Origin of the sequence: Longimicrobium sp., from assembly GCF_036554565.1 — a bacterium.
Classification (GTDB): domain Bacteria; phylum Gemmatimonadota; class Gemmatimonadetes; order Longimicrobiales; family Longimicrobiaceae; genus Longimicrobium.
The window spans coordinates 1-11,355 of record NZ_DATBNB010000011.1; the positions used below are offsets into that span (position 1 = coordinate 1).

General features: G+C 74.8%; 3 protein-coding genes. All 3 read left to right on the top strand.

Going from position 1 to position 11,355, the window contains the following annotated elements:
• Window positions 1-1,944: amino acid adenylation domain-containing protein (locus VIB55_RS00365; protein WP_331874670.1), on the top strand; the 1,944-nt coding region annotated here is incomplete at its 5' end.
• Window positions 1,941-6,548, top strand: a complete 4,608-nt coding sequence (locus VIB55_RS00370) for a type I polyketide synthase (RefSeq protein WP_331874671.1) — start codon at window positions 1,941-1,943, stop codon at window positions 6,546-6,548. The genes VIB55_RS00365 and VIB55_RS00370, both read left to right, overlap by 4 nt.
• Window positions 6,545-11,355 (top strand): amino acid adenylation domain-containing protein (locus tag VIB55_RS00375; protein ID WP_331874672.1); only part of this gene is annotated, 4,811 nt, incomplete at its 3' end. The genes VIB55_RS00370 and VIB55_RS00375, both read left to right, overlap by 4 nt.

Below are 11,355 nucleotides of genomic sequence, written 5' to 3' on the forward strand. Positions count from 1 at the left end.
GACGTGCGGCTTTCGCGGCTGGAGCTGCTGGGCCAGGCGGAGCGGGCCCTGGTGCTGGATGAGTGGAATCGCACCGAGGCCGAGTACCCGGCGGACCGCTGCATCCACGAGCTGTTCCAGGCGCAGGCGGAGCGGACGCCCGATGCGGTCGCCGTCGTCCACGAGGCGGATGCGCTCACCTACCGGGCGCTGAACGAGCGGGCGAACCGGCTGGCGCACCATCTCGCCCGTTTGGGCGTGGGGCCCGAGGTGCGGGTCGGGATCTGCCTGGAGCGCGGCGTGGAGATGGTCGTATCCCTCCTGGCCGTGCTCAAGGCCGGGGGCGCCTACGTGCCGCTGGACCCCGCGTACTCGGCCGAGCGGCTGGCGTTCCTGTCGGCCGACTCCGCCGCCTCGGTGCTGCTCACGCAGGAAAAGCTGCGCGGCCTGTTCGCCGTCGGGCCCGGCGTCCACGTCGTGGTCCAGGAAGAGGCGCGGGCGGAGGTCGCGGCCGGGAGCGCGGAGAACCTGGCGAGCCGCGTTTCGCCCCGGAACCTGGCGTACCTGATCTACACCTCCGGATCCACCGGCATTCCCAAGAGCGTCGCCATCGAGCACGAGAGCGCCGTGGCCATGCTGGCGTGGGCGTGGAGCGTCTACTCCGCCGAGGAGCTCGGGGGGATGCTGGCGTCGACGTCCATCACCTTCGACATGTCGGTTTTCGAGCTCTTCGCGCCGCTCACCCGGGGCGGTCGCGTGATCGTGGTGGAGAACGCGCTCGCCCTGCCGCACTCGGCGCTGGCGGACCAGGTGCGGCTCCTGGACACGGTGCCCTCCGCCGCCGCGGCGCTGCTGAAGAGCGGGGGGATCCCGCCCGGGGTGAAAACGGTGAACCTGGGGGGCGAGCCGCTGCGGGCGGAGCTGGTGGATGCGCTGTACGCGCAGGGGGTGGAACGGGTCTACGACCTGTACGGCCCCTCCGAAGACACCACGTTCAGCACGTACGCGCTCCGCCGGCCGGCAGGCCCGGTGACCATCGGACGCGTGCTCTCCAACTCGCGGGCGTACGTGGCCGATGCCGCGCTGAAGCCGATGCCGGTGGGGGTGACGGGCGAGCTGTACCTGGGGGGCAGGGGGGTGACGCGCGGCTACCTGGGGCGGCCGGGGCTCACGGCCGAGCGCTACCTTCCCGACCCGTTCTCGGTCGAGGCCGGCGGGCGGATGTACCGCACGGGCGACCGCGTCCGGCGCAAGGCGGACGGAACGCTGGAGTACCTGGGGAGGCTGGACCACCAGGTGAAGGTGCGCGGCTTCCGCGTGGAGCCGGGCGAGATCGAGGCGGTGCTGCGCGGGCACGAAGGCGTTTCCGACTGCGTGGTGGTGGCACGCGCCGAGGCGGGCGAGCAGCGGCTGGTCGCGTACCTGGTGGGCGAAGCGCGGGCCGAGGTGCTGCGCGGGCACCTGCGGCGCAGCCTGCCGGAGTACATGGTGCCGGCGGCGTTCGTGGCGCTGGAGCAGCTGCCGCGCACGCCGAACGGCAAGCTGAACCGCGGGGCGCTGCCGGCGCCGGAGCCGGTGTCCGCCGAAGCGGGCTACGCGCGGCCGCGCCGGCCCCTGGAGGCGGCGCTGGCGGAAATTTGGGCCGAGGTGCTGGGGTGCGCCCGGGTGGGGGTGAAGGAGAATTTCTTCGACCTGGGCGGGCACTCCCTGCAGCTCGTGAAGGTGCAGGCGCGCCTCCGCGAAACGCTGGACCGGACAGTTCCCATCGCCGACCTCTTCCGCTTTTCCACGGTGTCGGCGCTGGCCGAGCACCTGGAGGGCGGGGAAGAGGGCGCCGGGCGGGGGCAGGCGGGCGCGGAGGGCCGCAGGCGGCGGGGGCGCGACCGCGCCGCCATCCGCCGGGCGCGGGCGGGACAGGGGGCAGGTGCGAGCGTGGGAGCGACACTCAAGGGAGACGATTCATGAGCGATCCAATCGGGGCCGTGGCGGTGATCGGGATGGCGGGGCGCTTCCCGGGCGCGGCCGACGTGGAGCGGTTCTGGGAAAACCTGCGCGACGGCGTGCACTCCATCACCTTCTTCGACGCGGAAGAGGGCGACACCGATCCCGCGCTCGTGCGCGCCGTGGGGGTGCTGGAAGGGATCGACCGCTTCGACGCCGCCTTCTTCGGCTTCAGCCCGCGCGACGCGGAGCTGCTGGACCCGCAGCAGCGCCTGTTCCTGGAGGCCGCCTGGGAGGCGCTGGAGAACGCCGGCCACGTTCCGGGGAGCGAGCGGGAAGCCGTGGCGGTCTACGCAGGGGCGTCGGGGAGCCGGTACCTGGCCCTGCACCTCCTCAGCCGCCCCGACGTGGTGGAGTCCGCCGGCCACTTCGCGCTGGAGCTCCTGAACGAACGCACCTTCCTGGCCTCGCGCGCCGCCTACAAGCTGGACCTGCGCGGGGCCGCGGTGAACGTGCAGACGGCGTGCTCCACGGGGCTGGCCGCCATCCACCTGGCCTGCCAGGCGCTCGCGTCCGGCGAGTGCGACCTGGCCGTGGCGGGGGGCGTGGGGCTCGGCTTCCAGCGGGGACACCGGTACAGCCCGGGGGGGATCATGTCGCCCGACGGGTACTGCCGCGCCTTCGACACCCGCGCGGCCGGCACCGTCGGCGGAAGCGGGCTCGGGGTGGTGGTCCTGCGCCGGCTGGAAGACGCCCTGGCCGACGGCGACCCGGTGCGCGCGGTGATCCTGGGCTCCGCCATGAACAACGACGGCGCGCAGAAGGTGGGCTTCACCGCCCCCAGCGTCGAGGGGCAGGCCGAGGTCGTGGAAGAGGCGCTGGCGCTGGCCGGGGTGGACCCGGAAACCATGGGGTACGTGGAGGCGCACGGGAGCGGCACCGAGCTGGGCGACCCCGTGGAGGTGGCCGCCCTCACCCGGGCGTTCGGAGACGTGGGGCGCACGGAGTACTGCGCCCTGGGGTCGGTCAAGACCAACGTCGGCCACCTGGACGCCGCGGCGGGGGTGGCGGGGTTCGTCAAGGCGGTGCTCGCCCTGGAGCACGGCGAGATCCCGCCCACCCTGCACTTCACCGAGGCCAACCCGCAGATCGACTTCGCCGGCTCGCCCTTCTTCGTCAACACCGGCCTCGTCCCCTTCCCGGGCGGCGGCGGCCAGCCCCGGCGCGCCGGGGTCACGTCGCTGGGGATCGGGGGGACCAACGTGCACGTGGTGCTGCAGGAGGCGCCCCCGCGGCCGCCTTCGGCCCCGGCCCGGGCATGGCACGTCCTTCCCCTGTCCGCCCGCACCCCGGCCGCGCTCGAGGCGGCCACCGACCGGCTGGCGGCGCACCTGCGCGCCCACCCGGAGCAGGAGCTGGCCGACGTCGCCTGGACGCTGCAGACCGGGCGCAAGTCGTTCGCGCACCGCCGCACCCTGGTGGCCCGCGACAGCGAAGGCGCCGCCCGCGCGCTGGAGAAGCGCTCCCCCGGGCACATCTTCGACGCGGCCCCGCCCGAGGGCGCGCAGCCCGTCACCTTCGTATTCCCCGGCCTGGGCAACCACTACCCGGGGATGGGGAAGGGCCTGTACGAGACCGAGCCCCTGTTCCGCGAAACGGTGGACCGCTGCGCCGAGATCCTGCGGCCCTGGCTGGGGATGGACCTGCGCGAGGCCCTGTACCCCGCCGACGAGCCGGCGCCGGCGGCCGACGAGCCCGGCGGGCTGGACCTGCGCGCCCTGCTGGGGCGCGCCGGCCGCGACGACGACATGGGGCTCCTGGACAGCACCCGGCTGGCCCAGCCGGCGCTCTTCGTCACCGAGTACGCCCTGGCGGTGCTCTGGATGAGCTGGGGGGTGCACCCCGAGGCGATGATCGGCCACTCGCTGGGCGAGTACGTGGCGGCCACGGTGGCGGGGGTCTGGTCGCTGGAAGACGCCCTGATGCTGGTGGCCGAGCGGGCCCGGCTGATCGAGGAGACGCCCCCCGGGGGGATGATGGGGCTTCCCTTCCCGAAGGAGAAGGCGGCCCCCTACCTCCGCGACGGCATCGCGATCGGCGCCCACAACGCCTGGTGGATCAGCGTGGTCTCCGGCCCCAAGGCGGCGGTAGACGCGCTGCAGGCCGAGATGACGGCGGCCGGGGTGTCCGTGCGGCGGCTTCCCGCCCGGCACGCCTACCACTCGCCGATGATGGTGCCGGTGGCGGAGCGCCTCGCGGAGCTCCTGCGCGGGGTGCGCCTTTCCCCGCCCGCCATCCCCTTCGCCAGCAACGTGACGGGGGGGTGGATCCGCCCCGAGGAGGCCACCGACCCGGAGTACTGGACGCGGCACCTGGTGCAGACCGTCCTCTTTTCCGACGGGGTGGAGACCATCGCCCGCGACGGCTTCCGCCTTCTCCTGGAGGTGGGCCCCGGGAACACGGTGGGCGGGCTGGCCCTGCAGGTGGACTGCTGGGGCGACACCCCGGCTTCGCTGGTGGTCGCCCTCCGCCACCGCTTCGAGAGCCACCCCGACGACGCCTACCTCCTGGGCGCGGCCGGCCGGCTCTGGGCCGCGGGGGCATCGGTGGACTGGGAGGCCGTGCACGCGCACGAGCGGCTGCGGCGCGTGGCGCTCCCCACCTACCCGTTCGAACGTGAGCGCTACTGGGTGGAGCCGGGCTCCGGGCCCGCCCCCGGGGGCCGCGGGGGAGCGGCCGCGGAACGGCGGTCCGGCCCGGCGGGGTGGATGTACCTTCCGGCCTGGCGGCGCGCCGCGCTCCCCGGTCGGCCCCTGGCGGAGCCCGCGGAGTGGCTGGTGCTGGCGGACGGCCTGGGGATCGGCGGGCGGCTGGCGGGGCGGCTGGAAAGCCTGGGGCACACGGTGGCGGTGGCGGAAGCCGGCGACGGCTTCGCCCGTGCGGGCGACCGCGGCTACACGGTGCGCCCGGGCTCCGCGGAAGACCTGGCCGCGCTGCGTGACACCCTGCAGGTGGCGGGGGTCCGTCCCCGGCGGGTGATCGTCCTCTGGGGGATGGACCCGGAGGGCGGGGAGGGTCCGGAGGCGTTCGCCCGGGCACACGCGCGCGGGTACGCCACCGTCTCCGCCCTGGCGGCGACCTTCGCCCGCGAGGCCAGCGAGGGGCCGTTCCGGCTCCTGGTGGCCACCGAGGGGGTGCGCGACGTGGCCGGCGGCGAGGACGTGCGCCCCGAGCGCGCCACCGTGCTGGGCGCCTGCCTGGCCCTTCCGCAGGAGCTGCCCCACGTTGTCTGCCGCACGGTGGACGTACGCCCCGGCGCGCCCGGCGACGAGCGCCTGGTGGAGCAGCTCCTGGCCGAGGCCGACGGCGATGCCGCGGATACGGACGTGGCGCTGCGGGGATCGCGGCGCTGGGTGCTGCGCTACGAGGCGGCGCCCGCCGGCGCGGGCGACGCGGCCCTCCGCCCCGGAGGGGCCTACCTCATCTCCGGGGGAATGCCCGCGGGCACCGGGGTCCTGGCCGAGCACCTGGCGGGGGTGGGGGCCCGCTTGGCCGTGGTGGTGCCCCCTTCCTTCCCGGAGCGCGAGGCGTGGGACGCCGTCCTGGCCTCCCCCGGAGGCGGGGGCGCCGCCGGCCAGACGCTGCGGGGGATCAGGGCCGCCGAGGCGCGGGGGTGCGAGCCCCTGGTCCTGCGCGCCGACCCCCGCGACGCCGGGGCGCTGCGAGGCGCGGTGGCGGCGGCCGTGGAGGCGTTCGGGACGCTGCACGGCGTGGTGCACGCCACCCAGGGCGCGGGAGGCGACTCCGCCCCGCTGGCCGAGGCGCGCTCCGCCGCGGCCGGGCTGGAGCTGTCCCGCCTGGCGCGCGAGCTGGCCGCGCTGGAAGCTGCCACGGCCGGGCTTCCGCTCGACTTCCTCCTCCTGCAGAACTCCATCTTCTCGGTCTTCGGCGGGTCGGGGCTGGCGGCGACCACGGCGGCGTTCGTGCTGGGCGATGCCTGGGCCGAGCGCTGCGCGGCCCAGGGGCGGCGCTGGACGAGCGTGAACTGGGACCGCTGGGAGGAGGAAGGCAGCTCCGCGGCCCTTGCCGAGGGGGCGATCCCCCGCGCCGAAGGGGTCCGGGTGTTCGAAACGCTGGCCGCCCTGGCCGGTGAGCCGCGGGTGGTGGTCTCTCCCCAGGACCTGCACGCGCGGCTGGAGCGCTTCCGCACCCCGCGCCGCGCCGCCTCCGCCCCGGCCGAGGGCGGGCAGGCCGCTGCGCAGGAGGGGCTGCACGCGCGCCCCGCCCTGGCGAACGAGTACCTGGAGCCCACCGGCGAGGCCGAGGAGCTCCTCGCCGGGATCTTCCGCGAGCTGCTGGGGATCCGGGAGGTCGGCACGCGCGATTCCTTCTTCGAGCTGGGCGGGCACTCCCTGCTGGGGCTGCAGGTCCTTGGCCGGGTGCGCGAGGTCTTCCAGGTGGATCTTCCCCTGCGCGCGATCTTCGAGGCGCCCACCGTCGCCGGGCTCGCCGAGCTGGTGGACGAGGCGATCCTCCTGGAGCTGGAGGAGATGAGCGACGAGGAGGCCGAGTCGGCCCTCGCGGGGGTGGGCGGCGCCCTCGAGGCGGCCACCGAAGGGGTACGATGACGCAGCTTTCCGAGCTTTCCCCGGCCAAGCGCGCGCTGCGCGAGGCCCGCCTGCGTGGCCGCTACCAGGAGGCGCCCATCGTTCCCCGCGCGCAGGCGGGGGACGCGCCCCTCTCGCACGCGCAGGAGCGGCTCTGGTTCATCGACCGGATGTACCCGGGGATGACGGCGTACAACCTGGTGACGGCCCTGCGGCTCCCCGGCGCCTTCGACGCGGCGGTGCTGGAGCGCGCCCTGGGCGAGGTGGTACGCCGGCACGACGTGCTCCGCACCACCTTTCGCGAGGTGAACGGCGTTCCGGCCCAGGTGGTGGCCCCCTTCACCGGGTACGCGTTGCCGGTGGAGGACCTGTCCGCCCTGCCACCCGCGGAGCGCGAGGCGCAGGCGCAGGCGCGTCTCGCCGGCGAGCGGGCGCGCCCCTTCGACCTGTCGGACGGCCCCGTCTTCCGCGCGTCGCTCCTGCGGCTGGATGCGCAGGACCACGTGCTGCTGGTGGGGATGCACCACATCATCAGCGACGCGTGGAGCCTGGGGGTGTTCCTGCGCGAGCTGGCCGTGCTGTACGACGCGTACCGGCAGGGGTGGGACTCGCCCCTGCCGCCGCTCCCCGTGCAGTACGCCGACTACGCCGCCTGGCAGCGTTCACAGCCGCCGGCGGCGGCGGAGCGCCAGCTGGCGTACTGGAGGCGCCAGCTGGGGGGCGCCCCGGAGCTGCTGGAGCTGCCGGCGGACCGGCCGCGGACGCCGGTCCCCTCCTTCCGCGGCTCGCAGGTGCCGCTGGAGGCGCCGATCGCGGTGCTGGACCGCCTGCGCGCGCTGGCGAACGTGCAGGGCGCCACGCTGCACATGGTGCTGCTGGGGACCTTCCAGGTGCTGCTGGCCCGGTATGCCGGGACGGACGACGTCTCGGTGGGCATCGCCGTATCGGGGCGTTCGCGCCGCGAGGTCGAGGGGCTGATCGGCATCTTCGTGAACACCCTGGTGCTGCGCACCGACCTTTCCGGCGACCCCACCTTTCGCACGGTGGTGGATCGTGTGCGCGAGATGGCGCTCGACGCGTACCAGAACCAGGAGGTGCCGTTCGAGCGGGTGGTGGCCGAGCTGAGCCCCCAGCGCAGCCTCAGCCACTCCGCGCTCTTCCAGGTGCTGTTCCTGCTCGACGAGGTCGCGCCCGCCCCCGCCGGCGTGGGCACGCCGCCGCCGGAGCCCTCGGCCGCTTCCGCCCCCGCCCCCGCCGAGGGCGCGAACGGGCCGGCGCCGTTCACGAGCGGACAGACGGAGTCCACGCAGGTAGACCTCACCCTCGTCCTGCGGAGCGACGCACGCGGCCTTACCGGCTCGCTGGAGTACGCTACGGACCTCTTCGACGAGGCGACCGCCCGCCGGATGGCCGGCCACCTGGAGCGGGTGCTGGCGCTCCTGGCCGCCGACCCGGACACGCGCCTTTCCGCGCTGCCGCTGCTGGACGACACGGAGCGCCGCAGCGTCCTGCAAACGTGGAGCGGCGCGGAGGCGGCCCCCCCTGGCGAGGGGCTTCTGCACGCGCTGATCGCGGCGCAGGCGGAGCGGACCCCCGACGCCGAAGCGGTGGTGTTCGAGGACACGTCGCTCACCTACGGCGCGCTGGAGGCGCGCGCCACCCGCCTGGCGGCCCATCTCGCCCGGCTGGGCGCGGGCCCCGAGGTGCGGGTGGGGGTCTGCCTGGAGCGCGGGCCGGAGATGATGGTCGCCATCCTGGCGGTGCTCAAGACGGGAGCCGCGTACCTTCCGCTGGACCCCGGCTATCCCGGCGGCCGGCTGGCGTACATGCTGGCTGATGCGGGGGCCCCGCTCGTGGTGACGCAGCCGTCGCTCCGCGAGCTCCTGGCCGGCGAGGGCGTCCGGATCGTCCTGGTGGACGATGCCGCGGAGGGCATCGAGGGGGATGCCGGGGAGGCGTCCCGGAGCTCCGTCGTTCCCGCGAACGCGGCGTACGTTATCTACACCTCCGGCTCCACCGGGCGCCCCAAGGGCGTGGTGGTGACGCACGCCAACGTGGTGGCGCTGATCGCCGCGATGGACGCCCACGTGGGGGGCACGGCGCCGGGAACGTGGCTGGCGGTTTCGCGGATCGGCTTCGACGCCTCCATCACGGAGCTGTTCTGGACGCTGGCGCGCGGCTTCCGGGTGGTGCTTCATCCTGATTTCGAGCGGGCGCGGGCAGAGCCGGGGGCGCTCGCGCGGCGAATCCGCCGGCACGGCGTCACCCACCTGCAGTGCACCCCGTCGCTGCTGCGAATGCTGCTGGCGGAGTCGGGGGTAGAGGGGCTGGCCGGCGTCGAGCGCCTGCTCCTGGGTGCCGAGCCGCTTCCGCCGGATCTGGTCGGGGAGCTCGGCTCCGTCGTTTCCGCCGGCATCGTGAACCTCTACGGCCCCACGGAGGCGACGGTGTGGGCCACCGCGCACGAGGTGCAGGGTGTGTCGGGGCGCATTCCCGTGGGCGCGCCGATCGCCGGCACGCGCGTGTACGTGCTGGACGGCGCCCTGGGCCCGCAGCCGGTGGGGGTGCCGGGGGAGCTGTGCATCGCAGGGACGGGCGTGGCGCGCGGCTACCTGAACCAGCCGGGGATGACGGCCGAGCGCTTCGTTCCCGATCCCTTCGCCTCCGTCCCGGGAGCGCGGATGTACCGCACCGGCGACCGGGGGCGGTGGGTGGATGGGACGGGCACCGCGGTCCTGGACTTCCTGGGGCGCATGGATGCGCAGGTGAAGATCCGCGGCTTCCGGATCGAACCCGGCGAGATCGAGGCCGTGCTGCGCCAGCACGAGCGCGTGGCCGACTGCGTGGTGATGGTGCGCGCGGAGACTGGCGAAACGCGGCTGGTGGCGTACGTCGTGGGCGAAGCGGACGCGGAGGCACTGCGCGAGCACCTGCGGCGGAGCCTGCCGGAGTACATGGTGCCGTCCGCGTTCGTGGCGCTGGACGCGCTGCCGCTGAACCCCAACGGAAAGCTGGACCGCAAGGCGCTGCCGGCGCCGGAGCTCGCGTCGTCGGAGGAGACGTACGTGGCACCGCGGACGCCGACCGAAGAGGTGCTGGCGGGGATCTGGGCAGAGGTGCTGCGGCTGGAGCGGGTGGGCCTCGAGGACCGATTCTTCGACCTGGGCGGGCACTCGCTGCTCGCCACCCGCGTCGCCGCGCGCGTGCACCAGGTCTTTGGCGTGGAGCTCCCGCTCCGCGCCCTCTTCGAGCGGCCGGTCCTTTCCGGGCTGGCGGCCGAGGTCGACCGCCTGCGCGGCAGCGGCGCGGCCGCCGGCCCCGACGCCATCGCCCGCGCCCCGCGCGACGGCGACCTGCCGGTGACGTTCGCGCAGGAGCGGCTCTGGTTCGTGGACGCGCTGGACCCGGGAAGCCCGGTGTACGCCATCCCGTTCTCGTACCGCATCACCGGGGCGCTGGACGACGACGCGCTCCGCCGCGCGCTGGGCGAGCTGGTGCGCCGCCACGAACCGCTGCGCACGACGCTCCCGGCCGTGGACGGCGTTCCCGTGCAGCGGATCTCCCCGCCCCCGGCCGAGTTCGACCTGCCCGTCACCGACCTGCGGCACCTGTCCGTGGACGAGCGGCGGGCGGAGGCCGGCCGGCTGACGGCCGAAGCCTCGCGGCACCGCTTCGACGTGGCGCGCGGGCCGCTCTTCCGTGCATCGCTCGTCCACGTGGCCGACGACGAGCACTTCCTCCTCCTCAACATCCACCACGCAGTCGGCGACGGGTGGTCGCTGGGGGTGCTGCGCGAGGAGATCTCCGCGCTCTACGGCGCCTTTGCGCGCGGGGAACCGTCGCCGCTGCCGGAGCCGGTGCTGCAGTACGCGGACTACGCGGTCTGGCAGCGTGAGCGCCTGTCCGGCGCCGCGCTGGAGCGGCAGGTGGAGTTCTGGCGGCAGGCGCTGGACGGCGCTCCGGCGCTCCTGGAGCTGCCGACGGACCGTCCCCGGCCGCCGGTGGAGTCGCACCGCGGCGAGGTGGAGCGCCTGCTCATCGAGCCCGCGCTGGCGGCGGAGGTGCACGCGCTGGCGCGCCGCGAGGGGGCCACGCTGTTCATGGTGCTCCTCGCCGCACTGGACGTGGTGCTGGGACGCCTGGCCGGGCAGGAGGACGTCGTGGTCGGCACGCCCATCGCCGGGCGGACGCGGGCGGAAACCGAGCGGATGGTGGGCCTGTTCCTCAATTCCCTGGCGCTCCGGGCCGACCTTTCGGGCGACCCGACCTTCCGCGAGCTGCTGGGCCGGGTGCGCGAAAGCACGCTCGAAGCGTACGCGCACCAGGACGTTCCCTTCGAGCGGGTGCTGGAGGAGGTGCGTCCCGAGCGCAGCATGGCGCACGCCCCCGTGTTCCAGGTGATGCTCAACCTGATGAACTTCCAGGACGGCGCCGTCCGCGGCGAGGGGCTGGAGGTTGCGGGGGCCGGCTCTATCGGCGACGCGGCCAGCAAGTTCGACCTCACGCTGTACGTGGGGGAGGGGGACGGGAGAATCTTCGTCACCCTGGTGTACGCCGCCGACCTGTTCGACGCGCCGCGGATGCGCGAGTTCCTGGCGCAGCTGGAAGGCGTGCTCCGCCAGGCCGCGGCCGCGCCGGAAACCCGCGTCGGCGCGCTGCCGCTGGCGACGGAAGCGGCGCGCGGCGTCCTTCCCGACCCGGCCGCCCCGCTGGACGATACGTGGCGCGGCGCCGTGCACGAACTGTTCGCCGCGCGTGCGATGGAGACGCCGCACGCGCTGGTGGTGGAGGACCCGCGCGAGCGGTGGACGTACGCCGAGCTGGACGC